Source organism: Paenibacillus sp. CF384, assembly GCF_900106745.1.
GTDB lineage: Bacteria > Bacillota > Bacilli > Paenibacillales > Paenibacillaceae > Paenibacillus_Z.
In genome coordinates this window covers 15,729-34,557 of record NZ_FNNV01000001.1, presented here as the reverse complement: position 1 = coordinate 34,557, position 18,829 = coordinate 15,729, and the positions used below count along the sequence as shown (strand labels likewise).

Sequence of the window (18,829 nt, the reverse complement as noted above, 5' to 3'; positions counted from 1 at the left end):
CTCTGTCCATGAAGAACAGAGAGTAAACGAAACCGATAGGTTGACTAAAGCTAATTCTGGATCATTTGAATCAGGTTGCCGCATGTATCGTCGAAGACGGCAATGGTGACGTCTCCCATTCTGGTAGGTTCCATCGTGAATCTTAAACCGCTGTCCACCAACCGTTGATACTCTTGATTTATATCCGCAACACCAAACATCGTGGCCGGGATGCCATCGGCAAAAATCTTCTGTTGGTAATCTCTTGCGGCCGGGTGGTTATTCGGTTCGAGCAGGAGCTCGGTTCCTCCTTGTTCTTCAGGCGAAACAAGCGTTATCCATCTGTATTCTCCGACAGGAACGTCATGCTTTTTGATAAAACCCAACTTTTCCGTATAAAACGCCAACGCCTTATCTTGATCTTGAACAAACAAACTGGTAACAACGATTTTCATCGACTCGTAGTCTCCTTTGCATCCGAAAAGTAATGATTATTAAGTTACTCAATCCATCCGTTCAGTAAGTTTTTTAAAGGTTCATTGTTGAATAGAATGACGCGATATTTTCCTCTTTTTTCAGTTTTCACAAGCCCTGCTTCTTCCAATGTAGACAGATGTTTAGCAATCGCCTGCCTGGAAATGGCAAGGTTGTGCTTCATGATGAGTCGAACCGTCAGTTCATACAATGTCATCTCATTACGTTCAGATAATTCGTCCAATATAAGCCGTCGATTGGAATCGACCAGTGCTTTGAATATCGCATCTCTGTCCCATGTCATACTTCGAGTATACGCAACCCGAGGGTTGCTTGTCAAGAATAAGCAACCGCGGGGTTGCGTGAGTTCTATTTAGAGAATCTCGATATACCCCTCTGTTCCATGCACGCGAATTCGCTGACCATCCTTAATAAGCTTGGTAGCATTCTCTACCCCGACTACGGCCGGTATGCCATATTCGCGAGCGATTACAGCTCCGTGAGTCATCAGTCCCCCAACCTCGGTGACCAGTCCGCTAATGGAAACAAACAATGGGGTCCACCCAGGGTCGGTAAAGGCGGTGACTAAGATGTCCCCTTCCTCCAGTACCGCATCTTCCATTCGTACGATAACACGCGCTCTTCCTTCGATCACTCCCGCTGAAACAGGCAAACCCAGCATAGCATCCTCCGGGAGATTTCCGCGTTCGTATTTCCCCACGATGATTTCACCATCAGAAGTAATAACACGTGGCGGCGTTAATTTGTTATACAATTTGTATTCATCTTTTCGTTTGCTGATAATCCGCTCATCCAGTGTATTAGTAAGTACTACATCTCGAAGCTCTTCAAAAGCAAGATAGAATATATCTTCCTTATCTTGAATGATGCCGGCTTCCACGAGTCGCTCAGCTTCTCTCAATAATGCCTGCTTATATACGAAGTAACGGCTAACCATGCCGTATTTGGGATACTCCCGATAACCGATGTAATTTCGAATGATGCTGATCTTGTGTTTCGTCTCTTCCGATTTCTGTACACCATCCGGTAATTGCCTTAAACGATCGACTAGCTCTTGTTCTTTCTCAACCGCTTCCTGTCGACCTTGCTCAAATTTACGAATGCCTTCGTTAGGTTCGAACTGTTTGATGTTCCCCAGAATCATCGGGACAAGCGTAAGCGGCTTTTCGCTCCAACGCGCTTTCGTCACATCGATTTCCCCGGCGCATCGCATCCCGTATTTAGCGAGATAGGCATGGATTGCATCCAGCGTCTCACGACCACCATCAAGCTCAACCAGTTCATCTAATTGACGATCCTCTCTTATTTGCTGTAGGAAGTCAATGACTTGCGGATAAGGACGAATCACATCTGCTACATCCAGCAGCGCCAGCCCCATTTCCGATGTAATATTGTGGCGTACGGATTGAGAAAGCGTGTCTGCCGCGTTTTTTTCACCTAACCATTCGTTCATTTTGTCATTGATCCAGGATGAAGCATTCATGGCAGCCATAAACACTTGCGTACTTTGAGGGTCAAACAGGATCCGCTTTAATTCTTGGAGATCTTCCATAATAAAATCCATGACATCCGATCCGGATTTCGTTTGGATATTTCGTTTTAACTCTTCGATCGATGCTTGATTGCGCATGATCAAATCGGTAACAATCGTCGAATCCACTTCAATCTGTGGTGTTGAATCCGGATGGATAGCGCTTGGACGAGGTGCTTTGTCATCACTGGGCAGCAACTTAATAAAATCGCGATCGATAACGGTCTTAAGCGCGTCTGTGATGAGCGGATCGGCTTTGCTCCAAGTGTTCAATATCATTTCTCTGCTGATTGGTGAGGCCAACATCGGAGTTACATCCACAAACAACCTTCCGCCGGCCGCACGCATTGGCGCACGTGTCGTTAACAAGTAGAACGACAATCCCAGCGGCTTCATAGCATCTGTCATCATTTGCTGATGACCAACGGATAAATAGACATGATTCTCTTGATCCTTCGCTTCCGGAATCGGATATAACGTCGTGATTGGACGACTTTGGACGATATGGAAGGTATCCTTGGCCAAACACCATTCAATATCTTGCGGGCTGCCAAAATAAGCTTCGATCTGTCTTCCAATACTCGCAAGTTGTAGAATCTGTTGTTCCGTAAGGGTTTGCGCTGATTGCTGCTCCGGATTGAGCTGCTTTGTCTCTGTTCCACCCTCTTGACGTCCATAGATCGCGAGCTTCTTGGTTGCAATTCGCTTATCGACGATCTCCCCTTCCTTCACCTGATAGCTATCAGCAGATACTAGGCCGGAGACCAGCGCTTCCCCTAGTCCAAATCCGGCATCGATGGATAGCAGCTTGCGGTTGGATGTAATCGGATCAGCGGTAAACAGAATTCCCGAGGCATCAGGGAAAACCATCTTCTGAATAATAACGGCTACATGCACCTTGCTGTGATCAAACCCATTTTGTATGCGATAAATGACTGCGCGATCTGTAAATAAGGAAGCCCAACACTTGCTGATATGCTTCAAAATCGCTTCTTTCCCGATAATATTCAAATAGGTGTCTTGTTGCCCGGCAAAAGAAGCATGAGGTAAATCTTCTGCAGTCGCACTGGATCGAACCGCATAAGCGTGTTCAACACCAAACTCGGCGAGATGGTAATTAACAGCATTAACTAAGTCGGATTGCAGTTCAATAGCCATTATGGTATCTCTAATCTTGCTGGCAATTTCAGCGACTTGATTCCGATCTTCTGCTTTCAGCATAGACAGTTGATCCACCAGTGCTTGATACGATTCATTGTGCTTGGTGGCTTGTCTGTATCCTACTGTCGTGATGCAAAATCCGTCCGGCACTTGTATGCCCGAAATTGTGGAGAGCTGCCCCAAATTTAATCCCTTGCCGCCAACTAATGAAAGCTGTGTTTTGTCCATTTCCTGAAAACGCAGAACCAAATCCTTCATTCCAAATCTCTCCTTCGTCAACAATTTGAGAACAACATTTGCTCTTAAACGGTTTAAACGTTCCGCGAGTGCCTTTTCCCGCGAATAATGGTAAAATGTCAGCTTAGAACGATTATTTTCCAAGACATGGAGGTTTGCTTGACTATGGCATCGACATTTGCTTTTATCGGCTCTTATGCAAACGCGGACGAACCCGGCATCTACGCTTGCACATATGACAAAGAAACTGGCGTTTTAACGTTGATTGGTCAAGCGGATGGCCTGCCAAATCCGACATTCCTCGTACCTAACGGGACGAATCGTATGCTCTATACGATCATGGAAGGCAAGGATTCCGAAGGCCGTAAATGCGGCGCAGCTGCCGCATACCGGTTCGACCCTACCGATGGGGACCTGGTTCGCGTAAACGAAGAAGTTACGCTTCCGGCTACGACATGCCATATTTCACTCGATGCTACGCGTCGATTTGCTATGACAGCGAGCTATCATGGCGGAATGATCAGCCTGTCGCCCATTCTCGAGGATGGCCGAATCGGTCAGACCGTCGACATGCACCAGCATGAAGGTTCCAGCGTTCATCCGGCACAATCACAAGCCAGAGCCCATTCGGTTATCGCCGATAACGCTGGCCGATATGCCGTCGTATCCGATCTCGGACTTGATACATTGTTTGTCTATGAATTGGATTTGCCAAACGGCCGCATGCTGCTTCGCAGTCAGCAATCCATCACGCCTGGATCGGGGCCGCGTCATTTCGTCTTTCATCCGGAGCTGCCATTTGGCTACGGAATCAATGAATTGAACAGCACGATTACGGTCTATTCGTACGATGCCGCTATCGGACGACTCGGTGTCGTTCAGACGATCTCCACGCTGCCGGAATCGTTCACAGGCGACAACGCTTGTGCGGACATTCACTTGTCGCCGGATGGAAAGTTCTTATACGGCTCCAATCGCGGACATGACAGCCTGGCCGTCTACCGCGTCAACCCGGCCGACGGCAGGATTGAACCGATTGAATATGCCCCTACGCTTGGCGGACACCCGCGAAACTTCGCGCTGTCGCCGGACGGACGGTTCGCACTTGTGGCGAATCGCGATGGCAATCACATCGTGACGTTCAGCCGCGATGCCGAATCGGGCAAGCTGCTGCCAACCGGCAGCGAGCTTCATGTGTCCAAGCCTGTATGCATTCGTTTTGCTGAAATGGAATAGCGTTTGAATCACAATAAAAGTTCTTGTCATTGGTTTCTGACAAGAACTTTTTTATTGGACCCATCATGCTTACTATCCTAGTTCATTCACGGATCCATCGTTGTATCCAACAATGACTTTCGTTGCAAGCTTAATGAACAGTCCATTATCTACAACGCCGGGTATCATATTAATTGCGGTATGCAGTTCGCCTGGGTGAACGATCGTCTCAAAATGACAATCCACGATATAATTCCCGTTATCGGTAATGAAAGGTTTATCCTTGCTCATTCGCAGCTGTGGAACGCAGCCAAGCTTACCCAATCTTCTCTGGGATAGTTCGTATCCGAATTGAACGACCTCTACAGGCAAAGGAAATTTCCCCAACTGGCTTACTTGTTTACTTTCATCCACAATTATGATTAGTTCCTTACTGGCTGAAGCAATAATCTTCTCGCGGAGCAGCGCACCGCCACCGCCTTTGATCAGGTTCCAGCTATTGTCGACCTCATCAGCTCCATCGATTGTCAGGTCAATGGAATCGACTTCGGCAATAGAAAGAATCGGAATTCCTAATTCCTTTGCCAGATTCTCCGATTCTATGGAAGTTGCAACAGCTTGAATGCTTAGTCCTTCTTTAACTTGCTTGCCGATCTTCTGAATCGCCCAATAGGCAGTGGACCCCGTGCCTAATCCAACAATCATGCCATCCCGTATGTACGCCGCTGCTTGTTCTGCAGCTGCTCTCTTTGTCTCTTGTATCGTATCCATGTTATTCCACCTCGAATAATTGTTATCAGAGATCATACCACTTATTAACGTAAAAGTGAAAAAACATAACAAAAAGCCGCCCCAATTATCATACGTTCGGGACGGCTCATTCTTGTTCTTATCAGCTTAAGTTAGCCAATCACATGCGTGATGACTTCGATATTGCCTTGCGTAGCTCTGGCATAAGGGCAAACCTTATGAGCCTCATCGACGATTTCCTGAGCTACGCTAATTTCTACGCCTTTTACCGTAATGTCGAAATGAACGGCAAGTACATATCCATCATCAGAGTCTTTACCGAGCGTAACATTCGCAACGATGGAGATCCCTTCCGTTTTAACACCCTTTTTGCGAATGATCGTCCCCATCGCGCCTTCGAAGCAAGCGGCGAATCCTGCTGCGAACAGCTGCTCTGGATTGACTCCGTTTCCGGGGCCACCCAGTTCTTTTGGATATCTCAAATCCAAATTAAGATTGCCATCGGTGGAAACCGCTTTTCCTTCTCTTCCGCCTTCAACATTTACTGTAGCCGTGTACAATTTCTTTTCCAAAGTAACCATAATAACACCTCCTTTTGACTGGGTTATTTTATACATTTTGAACGCAGCTTATCCATTATCTAGGAATGATTATCCATTCAAGAAAATGAGCCCTTTCCCGCGAAAAAAAGAGACTGTCCCCTTTCATCCGGACAATCTCTTCCCGTTAGAATAATCCTTCTCTAAAAGGTGTTACGAGCGATTGATAAGCAGTCTTGCGTCCCCATTCAAGCTTGTTGATATAGCCGTCTCGCCAAGCTGCTGCAGCCTGGACTTTCTCTGTCAGCTTATCCGCTAGTTGCGCATCATCCGTAGGAACAATCCAATCGGCTAAGTCTAGGCCATGCATCAGATCGAAGCTCTTGAATCGGTAACCGATGCACACGAACGGGACGTTCGCTGCCGCCGATAACAGATTGGCATGCAGCTTGAGGTTAATGGTCGCTTCGAATTCGCTCAACAACCGCACGTAATCCGCTGCGGCATATACCTTGGGGTCATACGTAACGCTCTCGTCATGACCAAGCTTGCTGTACAGCCTTGCCAATCCTTCTTGGTCCGGCCCCCAAACCGAATACAGATGAAGGTTGTACCCAAGCGCAAGCAAGGAGCGGCATGTTCGCGCAAGCGCGTCCTCCACTTGTGCCTCGTCGCCGCCGTAAATCCGGTTATAGGAGGTACCCCAATTGATACCGATCGTACGATGCTTTCCTTGCACGGATCCGACATGCTCCGGCACCGTTACCGAATTCAACGCATTCATCAGCATGGCAGAATCCCCGCTGATTGTAATAGGATTCGACAGCGCTCCAAGCGAGTCGATATACTCCCTCGTCCAAGGCCCTCGAATTCCGCAATAGACACTTTGCTCCATCACGGCTTTCAGTCTCTGGCGATATTGTGCCGTTTCATCGATAGGCTCCGGCTTCAGCTCGCTTCCCTGCGAGGGCACCCATTTATGAAGCCGATCATGACCGCTGCCCCAGATCGCGGTAGTCTTCCCGAGCTCCAGCGCCTCATACACCAGATCGATGTATCCTGGGATGACCAGCGATCCGCCGCCGAGAACGATCGTATCGTACTGGCTTACTTTCTTCCATTCCACATGCGGGAGAGAGGGTATCACAACATGCTCTTCCGCCTTCAGATGAGACGCCGCCATATCTCGGAACATCTCCCACATCCACTCATCTCCAAGGTTGTTGAAGCCAATCCACCCTAAATACAACACTTTCCTCATTCGTCATTTTCACTCCATCCCATTAAGTCACCGAAGCAAGGAATTGTACAACTGCGTCATCTGATGCGCCTTGTCGCGGATTAGAAAGTTCGACTTCGCCCATGCCTGCCCTTGTCGGCCCATTGCCTCCATCTTGTCAGTGGAGGCGAATATCTCGCTGATCGCTTCTCCGATTCGCTGTTCGGAAGGGCGCTCCTTGGAGTCATGATCACCGAAGTAATAGTGCCACGCTTCGGCAAATACAGGCTCCTCCACGAAACCAAAATACCCATGATTGCCAATAGCCAGCACTGGCTTGCCACAAGCCATAGCCTCCAGAGCAACGCGTCCGGTTCCGACGACAAGATCGCCTAGATTGTAGTAATCTCGCATTTGCAATTGGCTCCCGACCAGCTGGATAAAAGGCGTGTTGCATTCGAGATTCACCATTTCGGCCAGTTCCGCAATGGCAGCCGCTTGATTGCCTGAACCCGCTATTACGACATGCAGGGGCATCTCTTCGGCTAAACGCAATGTACGCGCAGCACGAACGAGCATGCCGCATACCGTCGCCTTGTCCCACGCCAGACGAGAAGCGTAAACCACAACTTTCTCGCCATCCGGAATGCGAAGACTGTCGCGCAGCGCAGCAGAAGATTCAGAGCGATATTGATCGAAATCAATTCCGTTTGCGATCAGTTGCGACGAAATACCTTGACGCTCCAGATAAGCCTGCACCGGAAGGCTCACGCTAACGAAGGTGCATCCCGCAGCCTTCATCAGCTGAAGCTGATCCGGCGGATAATAGGCGCCATGCACCGTGAACACAACCGGGATACCCAGTTTTCTTGCCGCTTCCGCCGCAAATAAACCAGACGGCGTTTGATGAATATGCACCACGTCAATCTTTCGGCTCCGCATAATCTGGGTGAGTGCATGCTTTGCCTGCTCCTGCCGCTCCGGTTCCAGCAACTGCTCCGCCTTAAGCTCCACCCGGTGGATTGGGCATCCTGCACGTGCAAAGGTTTCATACATCACGCCGGTACCACCGGCATACACAGGTATGACGCCGAGGGATGGGAAAGCCTTCACCAGGCTCAGCACATAGGTTTCCGTGCCGCCAACAGCGAGACTGTCCATCACCATTAACAATCGTATCCGGCGACGATTATGCCTCATAATCGCTATGCTCCGACTGCGATTTGCCGAAATAATTGCGTGAACGCTGCAAGGAATGCTTGCGGTAGTAGTACAGCACCTCCCGCATATTGTCCACGTTCCTTGCTCCCGGCTTGATTACTTTCGCGATAAACTCATAATCCTCAGCGCCTTCAATGCGCCTTGTATGTCCGCCTATTTCATCAAACACCGATCCACGCAGCATCGCTGTTCCATGGCAGATGCAATGACCGCCTTTCGCATAGACCTTCCCGATTTGCTCGCCATATTTCAGCCAATACACCGGCATACGACGCTCAGGCTGGCCATCCTGGAATACCTCATAGTTCGTTCCGAGCAGTTCGATTTGAGGATTGTTTTTCATATAACGGACTTGCTTGGCCAGACGTTCCGGATGGGATAGATCATCTGCATCCTGAATGGCAATAAACTCCCCTTTGGCCAAATACATACCTACAGTCACGGCGCCTGCATAGCCGATATTGCGCGGAAGCCGCAGCGTACAAATCCCCTTGCCATCCCTTAATGACGGCTCATTGTTGTTCAGCCAATTCATCACAAATTCATAAGACCCATCCGTGGATGCATCATCAATAAGAATGAGCTCCCAATTCGAATAGGTCTGATTCAGCAGGCTCGTCAAGCAATCCGTCAAATACGGAACTTTGTTATAGACGGTAGTAACAATACTTACGAGTCCCGGCACACGTTGAAAAGACACTTGCCTCTCCTCCCTCATTCTCCACAATGGTTATAACAGCCGAATATAAGAGATGAAGCGCAGCTGTATGATCGCATAGCTGCCACTCTCATAACCAAAAAGCTCCGATGTGCGGAGCGTCACGGATACGGCATCAACAGACACAAGTGTCCCGCTGATCGTCTCCAAGGCGCTGGCGACCTGTACCTCCTGGTTCACGAGCGATTGCAGCTCTTCCATCATCATCGTTCCACCTGCTTTCCTGCTAGTTGAAAAGTGACCAGCTGTTCCAGCGGAATCACTACGCTTGTCCCTCCATGCTCTCGTACGACTAGATAATCGTCGCCTACTTTCGCGATTGTCCCTTCGACTGTACCGGCCGGCGTTAACAGTTCAGCCGATTTGCCAGCGTAAGGCTCCAAAACGCGTCCAAGCTTGTTTAAACTAGTCGTGACGACATTACCTCGCTCTTCAAGCAAGGCAGAAGCCAATTCCTCGCGAATGGCCTGACGGATTTCTGCTATGAACGAATTTGAGACATCGACTACGCCAGATTCCACTGCGGGCGGCTGTGCTGCGTTTGGCAGCAGCAGACGAGCAAGTCCATCGAAAAATTCCTTTATCTCTCTAACGTTTACGATAATTTTCATCGCTCCTCCATCCTCCTATTCCATGGAAACTTCTAATTTCCATCCTTACTAGGGTATACAGGTAAGAGGAAGAAGGATTGAGACATTTCACTAGTAAAGCTTGAAATGTTCGATTGCCAATACAAGACAAATAGGACACCCTTCCAACTGGAGGGTGTCCTTCAAACATTCTATGGGCAATGACGCACTTACATTATAGTTGTACGGTTAGAAGTCGAGACGCATGACCACACGTCGCTTGCTGGGCCTGGTTACCTCACGGAAACCCGCTGCCTCGAAGACATTGCGACTGCCGACATGGAGCTCGCCCCATGTAATTTCTTTCTCAGGTGTGGTTATCATCGCGTAACCCTCTACAGCACGAGCCCCTCTCTGCTTAGCGAAGTCGACAGCAGCACGCGCCAGGTCGTAGGTGATTCCGCGTTTGCGATAGCCTGTACGAACAATGAAGCAAGTAATCGCCCACACGCCATCGTCGGCCTTATCTTCATCCCGCCCCGTCCATGGCATTCGGTTGGTTAACAGGTTCGGGTAAGCCGTGCGCGGTTCGATCGCGCACCATCCTACTGGCTGCCCATCGAGGTAGGCGACGAGCCCGCTGGTTGTACCGGATTCCGGCTTCTCGCAGTCGGTCTGGATCCGGAGCAAGTAAGCCCGTTCGTCATCATCTACAAGGTTCCACTGGGACCCGGGAATCTTGAACCGTTGACAATAGCAGCGGACGGAATGACATTTGACAGGCCTAAGTACAAGCTCCAGGTCTTCCCACGAGGCTTCGTTTGCCGGCAAGATCGTTAATCCTTTAACCGTTCTGGACCGCGTATGAACAGCCCCTGCCGGAAACTGACCTTCAGCATCTTTCATCGTCAACAGCCACCACCTTCATGCTATTATTTTCTACTAAGAAGACAATAGCATTTCTGGTTTCGCTAATCTATACACTTCATTAACTATCCGGGCTTTCGTTCGTAAATTCCGTGAACGATCGTGCATATTGCCCCCAGCTTACCTTAACGTCCGAAGCATTAATGCCATATATAGCCTGTAAATAACGAGACAGGTTCCTTACCTGATCTTCCACAAGAACCTCGCGAATTTCAGAAGGTTTCGTCGGTACATCATGTGCGCTTACCTTCTCAAATTGGTCAACTGGAAGAAACATCCGCAAACTTTTTCTATAGGAGCAACGGTGCGGGAATCGAGGCGAGCTCCCTGAATCGTACTTCGACAGCTTTACGGCATCGTAGTAGTCATAAATGAGCGAATAGGCGTCCAATTGAAGGACGGCAAAAGCTTCATCCGGCTCTCTTCGCGAATACATCTCCAGCATTTTCAGGCAATCTCTTTGCGTCGGCCATAGGAACACATGCTGATCCAGATGATGATAAAATTGATGCAGCGTTGTTCCGGGATCCATCATTTGCTCCGAAATTCGAAGATGAGCATTGGCTACCAAAGGATGCCCCTGATATTGAATTTCTCTTCTCGCGATCCGACGTCCGTCTGAAAGCGTTGGATCAACTTCGTTCGGCGCATACAATGCATTCAGATGAGCGATCGATGGCAAATTTCGGACTCTCGTGAAATGATACAACGATTTTCTTTTGGAACTATTCGTTATTTTACGCACAATGGAGTCCTTCATCGCTTGGATCCCCTAGTTCGCTCTTCTTCTGAATTGACGATACGCTGCCGAAATACACATCAATGTACCTGTTGTGACTAAGACACCAACCGGGAACCCCCATGACCCCCAAGCAGGCACAATAAGCGGCATCAACGATACCCCGAACGCAACCGGTACAGGCACTTTGAACAGTTTACAAAGAATGAACGTGAGAAGTACATTGATGACCCCAACCCAGATGATGGAGCCATCCAGCAAGTGATATACGGTAACAGCCAGTGCCGCCGTTAACGTTAAGACCGCTAAACGCTGAGGAATCATTTTCCAAGTGAAATCCTTCACATGAAACTGCTCGAATATAAGAGCGAAAACAGGCGGCACGACTAATATGTCAAGCTTTGCAGCAAATGCCACCCCAATCCATAACGCTAAAATCAGGGTTATGAGTACCGTATCCGTCTTTTTACGAAACGCGTTATGTCCATTAGCCTTCAGTTCCGGTTTTCTCACTATATAAGCAGCAGCCATCACGACAAACGTGAAGACAGCCGTTGAAATCGCAAACCTATAATCAGTAAGGCCCAGAAAAATCGGCAGCAATGCAGCAGGAATCGTAGGTCCAAAATTCACGCGAAATACGTGCATCAATATAACGATGATAATAAGTCCTAACCAAATTTTCACCAGAGGCGATAGCGGCAAATCGTTCATCAACGTACCCATGAAGGCACCTAACGTCGGGGAGAGCCACAAGTGCAACGGCTTCTTAATCCAGTGCGGTACCGGGAACACCATGACGCCCATGGCCATCCCCGCTATTTCCGGAAAGAGTATATCCCGTTCTCCCAGACACACGGACAAAGCCAACATGAGAATGACTAATGCATATGCAGCTACAAATCCTCTGGATCTCAGTAAATTCCAGGACATTTCTGTTCTTCTCCTCTCCAAAGCCGGCTTATCGCCAATCCATCAAGACTCTGCAGCAAAATCCATTTGCATCTCAGGAGGCGGCATCTGAATGAACGTAGCTTGCGTGCGAGAATACGACTTGCCATTTATCCGGACATGATGCTCATCATACCCTTCTAATAATCCCCCACCTGAGGCTTTCTTATCGGTTACGACCATTACATATTGACCGAAGAGCATTGCATTATCAAAATCGACGTCATATTGAAGTGTAGTCCACAGCATCGATATCTCGTCCTTTCTATCTTGAAATGAAATTAACCCTTAAGCAGATTCCCACTAAATAACAAAATCAACGTTCGAACCAAGAGAACGGCCAACACGATGCTTAGAAATGCCAAAACAACCGCGGAAATGCCAACTAACAGCCAGGAATCCACAAAATTCGCGTATTCCAGCGCCGCATTGCTCAGAGCGGCTATCGGAAAGCTTATTGCCCACCAAGAAGCGCTGAACGGGTTCGACTTTCGAAACACTTTGAAGAATAAGACAATGAATAAGAACAGACCAAAGTAAAACAATATAGAGGCAAACGAGTCAACCTTCTGCTGCATGTTTGTATAACCCAGAAATCCGACTTCAAACGGTGCAATCATAATCATCATGGAAGGTACTAACCCTGCCGGCAGCGGAGCATGATGAATCAATCTGGATAAAATCATGGTCAAGAAGATTAGTGCAACTATAGCGCCGACCGCAAGGGACAACAGATTGATTTCATTCGCCCAAGGGAATGGCATCGTACCGCCGGCTACTGCAATATCAAGGGTACCTACTCCCGGAATCAACCAAGGAGGAACTACATGACCCGGATCGAGATTCCCGTTCAACAAGCGAGTAACGATGATAAAGCAAAACGCCAACGTCAGGATGGTTCCGATGATCCAGACAACTTGCCCGGCTGGTTCACTATAGGCACCAATAATGGACGACAGCAATAACATCGAAATCGTGATCGTTCCGAAGAAATTTCCGGTGATCGGATGTAAGAATTCAGCTTTGACCTTATGCGGATATAAGATCCATTTCGAGAGAAAACCCGCGCTTATCGCGATAAATATGAGAACAGCGAGAATGCCAATGCTATCCGCAATTACCGGAGAACTTCCGAATAGTTTACTTGCTTGTCTCCAAGCCAATGACAGACCTGAAATGCCCATAACTGACGCGAATAAACTAACTGGTAAAAATTGAATGGAACCGATGCCTTTATGCAGCGGTACGTCAGTCATGGTTTGCATGAGTGATCATCACTTCCTTCATATAATGTGACTAGCTATCCTGTCGCCTCATTGTATGAAAATCGAAATGATAGATCAATATCGATGTTTCTATGATAATGATAGATCTAAACTATGATGTTTCTTCAACGTCACAGCCTTCCATTACCTTGTCTTGCTTAAGACTCTTGATATGCGAAGTCAACAGATCAATAAATCCACGTGCAGCTTTCCCCATGTATTTATCGCGGAGATACACCACTCCTACTTCTCTGCACAACGTAGGTTTCTGAACCGGAATAGGGAGTAAATCATCGTAGTTGTACATTTCAAGCAGCGTTTTCGATAAAACCGTGCCCCCCGCACCTGATCGAACAAGTCCGAATAACGATTCAATGGTTGTCGTTTCAATTAAAGGATTCAGTTTCAGACCAGCAATGGAGCAAGTCATATCAACGAGCTGGCGGCATCGATGGGTTTCCGGAAACATCACGATCGGCACATTCAGGATTTCGTCAAAATCAATTGCCGTACGGCCCGCATAAGGATGCTGCGCTGTTGCAACAAAATAAAATTTCTCGCTGTACAGGGGAATCGCTTGCACGCGTTCGTCCTCGACCGGCAGAATCGTAATAGCCAAATCCAGTTCGTTCTGCAAGATGCGGTTTACCACATCTTCCACGCCGAAGATTTTGAGTCGGACCTTGGGATATTCGCGATGGAAATCAAGCAATAAGTTCGAGACTAATTGGTTTAGCTCGCCCGGCAGTGCGCCGATGGATAACGTGCCTCGTTCGATTTGCTGCAGTTCTTGAATTTGATCTTTGGCGTTGGCTAGATTGCCGAATGCCAGCTTGCTTTGCTTATACAGAATCATCCCGGCATCGGTGATCGCAATTTTCTTGCCGATTCGGTCGAATAACGGGACGCCAATCTCGTCCTCGAGTGCTTTGATTTGATGACTTAGGGAAGGCTGGGTGATCCCCAGCTTGACGGATGCTTTGGTAAAGTGCAATTCCTCGCATGTAGCCATAAAGTATTCCAACTGTCTTAACTCCATTAGAATCGGCCTTCTTTCTGCATATTCGTATTTACTATTCCGCATCGTACCGACGGTTATGAATCACTGTGAACTCACTATAGCGTGATGCTGTTCCATAGATCAATGGGGTCATATCTATCGTTTTGATAGTCTGAGTCTATGATGTAAGATCAGAGGACGCGAAAAAGCTCCTCAAGGAGCAGCAGGTTGTTCGGCCTGATTGCTTTGTGAGGAGCTTTGTCAGTTCAATCGGATTGCGGTGCTCTATCTGTTATACACCTGGGGCATTCGACATAATCTCGTCACATCTTTTCATCGCCCACGCGAGAACCTCTTCATCTCGATCCATCGCACCGGAATAAATAACTTCAAGCCCTATTCGCAATTGATAACAGCGCAGAAGCTCGGCTTGCTGCATCATGTCTTGATGATTCTTCTCGATGTGCTGTGCTTGCACCTCCATACAATCGAGCCAAGTACGCCAGAAGAAGATGTTAGCGATATCATAGAGCGGATCGCCAAACATCGCTTCGCTCCAATCGATGACACCGGTGATTAGACCGTTATTCGTAAGCAAGTTGTTTGATCCAAAGTCACCGTGGACCAGCTGTCGAACCTCTGGACAATGCGGCGCATTAGCTGTTATCACTTGCAAATAGGAATCGATTCTGAAATCACAAAGAAATAGCCTAATTGCATCCCAATCATAACGGCTCTCATCCGTAATGCTCATAATGAAATCATGCCAATTTCCGAAATAACCGATGCCTTGTGCATTAAACGGACCATAACCTTCGGTATCGGTAATATCCGTTCTCGCCATTGCTTCGATGACGTGCATGACAGACTCCGTCGCAGCCGCACGATCAGAAACATTCATGTCCTGCAAAGTAACGCCGGGAGCGCGCCGGGAGATGCAGTATGCATAGTCGTCAGCGAGTGTACCGATTGAGACGATTTCCGGAATTGTCAGGTCTGCTGAAGCGAAGTGGCGGTAACAGAATGCATCTTTATGAAAGCCATCCGCTGATCGATTGATGCGAAGAATGTATTCACCGCCTCCGAAGCGAATTGCGAATGCCTGCGACTCCTCTCCTTCCGATACACGCTCCCACCCTGAAAGGCTGCCTATCTCTTGTGTGACAGCCGCCATTATAGTCTCAATCGTCAATTGAGGTTTCACCATAACACTCACTCCACTCCTACCCGATGTTCACTTACTCTATCTTACTCCAAATGAGATATTCAGCATGAACAATCTCGCAGAAAACATGGCAGAGGGCTGCCCGCCGGCAGCCCTCTAGATTTGAAATATAGGCACGGTCAGCTAAATCACCAAGCGGACGCGCCGCCGTCGACCGCGTAATTGGCACCGGTTATGTAAGCCGCTCGGTCAGACGCGAGAAAAGCCGCGAGCTCGACGATCTCCTCAGGTTGACCGAAGCGCTTCAGGAGCGTCTTGCTCGTAATGGCGTCGCGAGCTGCTTGGTTGTCACCAAGGTCCCGATCACTTGCTGGGGTCAAGACAGGCCCGGAGCTAATGGTTACTGCGCGGATTCCATGCTTTGCGCCTTCAAGCGCGAGCTGCCGTGTCAAACCGATGACGCCTGCTTTCGCTGCACAATGCGCAACCATCGGAGGAGTCTCACCGGCGATCATTCCGGCAACGGAACCTACATTAATGATGACGCCGCCGCCACGCTGGACCAAATGCGGCCATGCGTACTTGGATACGAAGAACGGGATGTCAAGCTCGCCGGTTATGGTCGTTCGCCAATCTTCGATTGAGAACTCAGGCATCGGCCCGAAACGCTGCATGGCCGCGTTGTTGTAGACGACGTCGAGCCCGCCATATGCGGCCACGGCCTCCTCGACGAGGCGCTGCACTTGTTCAGGATCAGTGAGATTGATCGGTGCGATCCCCGTCATCTCACCGCCGGCTTGACGTACCATCTCGACCGTCTCGTTATTGGCTTCCGCCTGGATATCGCATCCGACCACTTTTGCCCCTTCTCGCGCAAAAACCATCGCAGCTACGCGCCCCATGCCGCCACCTGTACCAGTGATAAGCACAACCTTATTCTCAAGTATACCCCTTGATGCTTGGTTATTTATTTCATTCCCCTCCTGTAGTCGTTCTTGCCTGCAACCTATAATATTGTTAAGAACTTCCTTGATTATTCATTGAATCTCCATTATCCCTTGGTAGCTTGCAGAGAGAATGTGAGAGGAATATGGTTGTCGGAGTCGTTCCATCGCCACCACCCGTCCCCGCCTTGCGACATGAAGGGGAATCGTTTATTCGAACTGTGAGAGAACTCATGCAGATAATCCAAACGCAGTCCAGCTGCGATTAATGCGTTCAGTATATCGCTGAAACTGAAGCTCCAGACAAATTCAACGCTCCTTTGGTTGGCCACCGGATCAGAATATGGCATGAGACCCTCGATTTGAATGGGTTGCTCCGTATGAAAGTAAGGATACTTAGTACGTAAATCCATCACATGGGGGGAGTCATCATAAACATTGACAAAGGGATGTTCCTCCTGCAGGTAGAAGACGCCGCCCGGTTTAAGAAACCGAGCTACGATCTTCGCCCACTTATCCAGATCGGCAAGCCAAAACAATACGCCACCAGATGTATATACAATATCGAATTGTTCGTCTAGTACTAGAGGAAGCTCGTAGATGTCCGTGCAGAGAAAACGTGCATCAAGCCCAGTCTCCACAGTTAATCGCTCTGCGAGTGAGATCGCATCCTCGGAGAAATCCACCCCGGTAACCTGCGCGCCAAGACGTGCCCAAGATAGCGTATCCAAACCAAAATGACATTGTAGATGCAGCAACGACTTCCCTGACACGTCGCCTAGCTCCTCGAGTTCAATTGGACCTAAGGAGGTTTTACCTGCTTTGAATCCCTCGATATCGTATCTCACCGCATTGACAGCAGTGCGTGCGTTCCAATGTGAGCGGTTACTTTCTGTATAATCAGTCATGGTTCGAATTCCACTCTCCAATCCTTGTATTTTGACGGAGTAAGACCTCTTGGACCGGTTCGAAGCCTTTTCATTGAATCGATACTGCATATCTATACGTATACATGTTGACGTTTCATTATCCTTAACAAGAGGAAGATCGCCTAATGATTAATCATAGTAAAGATTACCAGCCACCTTCTTTCAGCAAGCGCAAGCTTGCACCTGATCTAGTCAGAGGTGTGATGCTGCTGCTCATTGCCTTGGCTCATGCGAATCAGAATCTATTGAACAACGAAGCTACGCTCTTAAATCAATTGATCGTATTTCTGCGGCAGATCTTCGTGGATGGAAGGGCATTTCCTGTGTTTTTTCTTCTGTTTGGCTACGGAATGGTTCAATTATTACGCGCCCAAGAAACGAAAGAACATGAATGGCCTTTTATTCGTAAGCTGTTTCGCAGGCGCGGCTGGTGGCTGCTGCTATTTGGTTTTGTTCACGCTTTATCGCTAGTAGACTTCACAATCGGGCTATATGGCATGGCCATGATCCTCTTCTGCTGGTTCCTCCGTCTATCCAACAAGAAGTTGGTATGGATTGCCGCGACCACTCTTTTATTGGCAACTATTCTTGGCTCTGAGATCACTCGCGGCGAATATGACTGGAATCAAGCCCAACCCACTTCACAAGTCGTTGCTTCAGCGGGCATCCTCGAAGCCATGCTGACCAGAGCTTTTACCTGGGCATTCTACAGCGTGATTCTATTGCATCAAGTAATCCCAGCAATGGCTTTTGGCATCTGGGCAGGTAGAAAGATGCTGCTCGATCATCCGGAGCAGCACCGTAAACTACTGATGTGGTCTGCAGCAGTTGGTCTTGCGTTGTCGACACTTGGCGGCATTCCGCTGGCTCTTATGTCTTCCTTAGTGTGGGAGTCTCCCTCGTACTTAGCAAGAGCAGTTGCAGGCTCCCTCCATAACATAACCGGCTATGCCGGAGGAGTGGGCTGGGCAGCTCTCATCGGATTGATTTGTGTGTACCCCAGCGTAATACGCAGCAAGCTGACAATGGCAATCGCAGCACTTGGGCAGCGATCGTTAACCTTTTACATATTCCAATCTATCGTATTCTTTATCGTATTTACCGAAGGAGTAGGTGGTCTGGGAGCTGTCGCGAATCAACTAAGCAGCGACCTCGTCGCTTGGCTGACTTGGATCATTTCGATTCTACTTGCCATGTTCATGCAGCGCGCAAACTATGCCGGCCCCGCAGAGAAACTGTTACGACGATTGAGTTACGTGAAATCAAGAACATAAA

The 18,829-nt window shown here is 48.5% G+C and carries 21 protein-coding genes; 2 read left to right on the top strand and 19 right to left on the bottom strand.

The genetic code is table 11. The features are described from left to right. Positions 1–50 precede the first annotated feature (50 nt). The 3 genes from BLW29_RS00185 to ppsA form a co-directional block, all read right to left on the bottom strand. Positions 51–434, bottom strand: a complete 384-nt coding sequence (locus tag BLW29_RS00185) for a VOC family protein (RefSeq protein ID WP_090975319.1) — start codon at positions 432–434, stop codon at positions 51–53. Positions 435–478: 44 nt separating this feature from the next. Then, on the bottom strand, positions 479–757 hold the full coding sequence (locus BLW29_RS00180) for an ArsR/SmtB family transcription factor (protein WP_090975318.1): 279 nt from the start codon (positions 755–757) through the stop codon (positions 479–481). A 69-nt stretch (positions 758–826) separates the two neighbouring features. Next, entirely contained in the window at positions 827–3,424 is a 2,598-nt protein-coding gene (ppsA, locus tag BLW29_RS00175) for a phosphoenolpyruvate synthase (protein WP_090975317.1), read from the bottom strand. A gap of 144 nt (positions 3,425–3,568) precedes the next feature. On the opposite strand from ppsA, the gene BLW29_RS00170 reads away from it, so the two are divergent. Further along, positions 3,569–4,639: a lactonase family protein gene (locus tag BLW29_RS00170; protein WP_090975316.1), complete on the top strand. Its 1,071-nt coding sequence runs from the start codon at positions 3,569–3,571 to the stop codon at positions 4,637–4,639. Between the two features lie 72 nt (positions 4,640–4,711). On the opposite strand, the gene rpiA is transcribed toward BLW29_RS00170, so the two are convergent. From rpiA to BLW29_RS00090, 16 genes are all read right to left on the bottom strand, one after another. After that, the gene (gene rpiA, locus BLW29_RS00165) at positions 4,712–5,389 is read right to left on the bottom strand and encodes a ribose-5-phosphate isomerase RpiA (RefSeq protein WP_090975315.1); all 678 of its coding nucleotides are present in this window, start codon (positions 5,387–5,389) and stop codon (positions 4,712–4,714) included. 131 nt (positions 5,390–5,520) lie between these two features. Beyond that, a complete protein-coding gene (locus BLW29_RS00160; RefSeq protein ID WP_090975314.1) occupies positions 5,521–5,949 on the bottom strand; it encodes an organic hydroperoxide resistance protein in 429 nt (142 codons plus the stop codon). 145 nt (positions 5,950–6,094) lie between these two features. Next, positions 6,095–7,168, bottom strand: a complete 1,074-nt coding sequence (locus BLW29_RS00155) for a polysaccharide pyruvyl transferase family protein (protein ID WP_090975313.1) — start codon at positions 7,166–7,168, stop codon at positions 6,095–6,097. Between the two features lie 27 nt (positions 7,169–7,195). Further along, a complete protein-coding gene (locus BLW29_RS00150; protein WP_090975312.1) occupies positions 7,196–8,326 on the bottom strand; it encodes a glycosyltransferase in 1,131 nt (376 codons plus the stop codon). Beyond that, positions 8,316–9,047, bottom strand: a complete 732-nt coding sequence (locus BLW29_RS00145) for a glycosyltransferase family 2 protein (protein WP_090975311.1) — start codon at positions 9,045–9,047, stop codon at positions 8,316–8,318. The genes BLW29_RS00150 and BLW29_RS00145 overlap by 11 nt, the downstream gene beginning before the upstream one ends. A 30-nt stretch (positions 9,048–9,077) precedes the next feature. Next, positions 9,078–9,272 carry a hypothetical protein gene (locus BLW29_RS00140; protein WP_256208241.1) on the bottom strand — a complete coding sequence of 65 codons (195 nt, stop codon included), beginning with the start codon at positions 9,270–9,272 and terminating at the stop codon, positions 9,078–9,080. Continuing rightward, the gene (locus BLW29_RS00135) at positions 9,269–9,676 is read right to left on the bottom strand and encodes a hypothetical protein (protein WP_090975309.1); all 408 of its coding nucleotides are present in this window, start codon (positions 9,674–9,676) and stop codon (positions 9,269–9,271) included. Before BLW29_RS00135 ends, BLW29_RS00140 begins: the two co-directional genes overlap by 4 nt. 207 nt (positions 9,677–9,883) lie before the next feature. After that, on the bottom strand, positions 9,884–10,540 hold the full coding sequence (locus tag BLW29_RS00130) for a GNAT family N-acetyltransferase (RefSeq protein ID WP_090975308.1): 657 nt from the start codon (positions 10,538–10,540) through the stop codon (positions 9,884–9,886). Between the two features lie 82 nt (positions 10,541–10,622). Then, positions 10,623–11,321 carry a DUF7002 family protein gene (locus BLW29_RS00125; protein WP_090975307.1) on the bottom strand — a complete coding sequence of 233 codons (699 nt, stop codon included), beginning with the start codon at positions 11,319–11,321 and terminating at the stop codon, positions 10,623–10,625. 12 nt (positions 11,322–11,333) lie between these two features. Beyond that, complete coding sequence (locus tag BLW29_RS00120) at positions 11,334–12,233, bottom strand: hypothetical protein (protein WP_090975306.1); 900 nt, start codon at positions 12,231–12,233, stop codon at positions 11,334–11,336. Between the two features lie 42 nt (positions 12,234–12,275). Beyond that, positions 12,276–12,500: a hypothetical protein gene (locus tag BLW29_RS00115; RefSeq protein WP_090975305.1), complete on the bottom strand. Its 225-nt coding sequence runs from the start codon at positions 12,498–12,500 to the stop codon at positions 12,276–12,278. 32 nt (positions 12,501–12,532) lie between these two features. Next, on the bottom strand, positions 12,533–13,516 hold the full coding sequence (locus BLW29_RS00110; RefSeq protein ID WP_090975304.1) for an SLAC1 anion channel family protein: 984 nt from the start codon (positions 13,514–13,516) through the stop codon (positions 12,533–12,535). A gap of 112 nt (positions 13,517–13,628) precedes the next feature. Further along, the gene (locus tag BLW29_RS00105; protein ID WP_090975303.1) at positions 13,629–14,555 is read right to left on the bottom strand and encodes a LysR family transcriptional regulator; all 927 of its coding nucleotides are present in this window, start codon (positions 14,553–14,555) and stop codon (positions 13,629–13,631) included. A gap of 253 nt (positions 14,556–14,808) precedes the next feature. After that, positions 14,809–15,723: an aminoglycoside phosphotransferase family protein gene (locus tag BLW29_RS00100; protein WP_090975302.1), complete on the bottom strand. Its 915-nt coding sequence runs from the start codon at positions 15,721–15,723 to the stop codon at positions 14,809–14,811. Between the two features lie 146 nt (positions 15,724–15,869). Then, on the bottom strand, positions 15,870–16,610 hold the full coding sequence (locus BLW29_RS00095; protein WP_256208240.1) for an SDR family NAD(P)-dependent oxidoreductase: 741 nt from the start codon (positions 16,608–16,610) through the stop codon (positions 15,870–15,872). 122 nt (positions 16,611–16,732) lie between these two features. Further along, positions 16,733–17,533: a class I SAM-dependent methyltransferase gene (locus BLW29_RS00090; RefSeq protein ID WP_090975300.1), complete on the bottom strand. Its 801-nt coding sequence runs from the start codon at positions 17,531–17,533 to the stop codon at positions 16,733–16,735. Between the two features lie 146 nt (positions 17,534–17,679). Between BLW29_RS00090 and BLW29_RS00085 the strand changes: the two genes are divergently transcribed. Further along, positions 17,680–18,828 carry a DUF418 domain-containing protein gene (locus tag BLW29_RS00085; RefSeq protein ID WP_090975299.1) on the top strand — a complete coding sequence of 383 codons (1,149 nt, stop codon included), beginning with the start codon at positions 17,680–17,682 and terminating at the stop codon, positions 18,826–18,828. Position 18,829: the final 1 nt, after the last annotated feature.

Coding starts and splice junctions, on each gene's coding strand:
- BLW29_RS00130 (WP_090975308.1), bottom strand. CDS start 10,540: ATGAAAGATGCTGAAGGTCAGTTTCCGGCAGGGGCTGTTCATACGCGG.
- BLW29_RS00150 (WP_090975312.1), bottom strand. CDS start 8,326: ATGAGGCATAATCGTCGCCGGATACGATTGTTAATGGTGATGGACAGT.
- BLW29_RS00160 (WP_090975314.1), bottom strand. CDS start 5,949: ATGGTTACTTTGGAAAAGAAATTGTACACGGCTACAGTAAATGTTGAA.
- ppsA (WP_090975317.1), bottom strand. CDS start 3,424: ATGAAGGATTTGGTTCTGCGTTTTCAGGAAATGGACAAAACACAGCTT.
- BLW29_RS00180 (WP_090975318.1), bottom strand. CDS start 757: ATGACATGGGACAGAGATGCGATATTCAAAGCACTGGTCGATTCCAAT.
- BLW29_RS00125 (WP_090975307.1), bottom strand. CDS start 11,321: ATGAAGGACTCCATTGTGCGTAAAATAACGAATAGTTCCAAAAGAAAA.
- rpiA (WP_090975315.1), bottom strand. CDS start 5,389: ATGGATACGATACAAGAGACAAAGAGAGCAGCTGCAGAACAAGCAGCG.
- BLW29_RS00100 (WP_090975302.1), bottom strand. CDS start 15,723: ATGGTGAAACCTCAATTGACGATTGAGACTATAATGGCGGCTGTCACA.
- BLW29_RS00105 (WP_090975303.1), bottom strand. CDS start 14,555: ATGGAGTTAAGACAGTTGGAATACTTTATGGCTACATGCGAGGAATTG.
- BLW29_RS00085 (WP_090975299.1), top strand. CDS start 17,680: ATGATTAATCATAGTAAAGATTACCAGCCACCTTCTTTCAGCAAGCGC.
- BLW29_RS00120 (WP_090975306.1), bottom strand. CDS start 12,233: ATGTCCTGGAATTTACTGAGATCCAGAGGATTTGTAGCTGCATATGCA.
- BLW29_RS00140 (WP_256208241.1), bottom strand. CDS start 9,272: ATGATGATGGAAGAGCTGCAATCGCTCGTGAACCAGGAGGTACAGGTC.
- BLW29_RS00110 (WP_090975304.1), bottom strand. CDS start 13,516: ATGCAAACCATGACTGACGTACCGCTGCATAAAGGCATCGGTTCCATT.
- BLW29_RS00155 (WP_090975313.1), bottom strand. CDS start 7,168: ATGAGGAAAGTGTTGTATTTAGGGTGGATTGGCTTCAACAACCTTGGA.
- BLW29_RS00185 (WP_090975319.1), bottom strand. CDS start 434: ATGAAAATCGTTGTTACCAGTTTGTTTGTTCAAGATCAAGATAAGGCG.
- BLW29_RS00170 (WP_090975316.1), top strand. CDS start 3,569: ATGGCATCGACATTTGCTTTTATCGGCTCTTATGCAAACGCGGACGAA.
- BLW29_RS00135 (WP_090975309.1), bottom strand. CDS start 9,676: ATGAAAATTATCGTAAACGTTAGAGAGATAAAGGAATTTTTCGATGGA.
- BLW29_RS00115 (WP_090975305.1), bottom strand. CDS start 12,500: ATGCTGTGGACTACACTTCAATATGACGTCGATTTTGATAATGCAATG.
- BLW29_RS00090 (WP_090975300.1), bottom strand. CDS start 17,533: ATGACTGATTATACAGAAAGTAACCGCTCACATTGGAACGCACGCACT.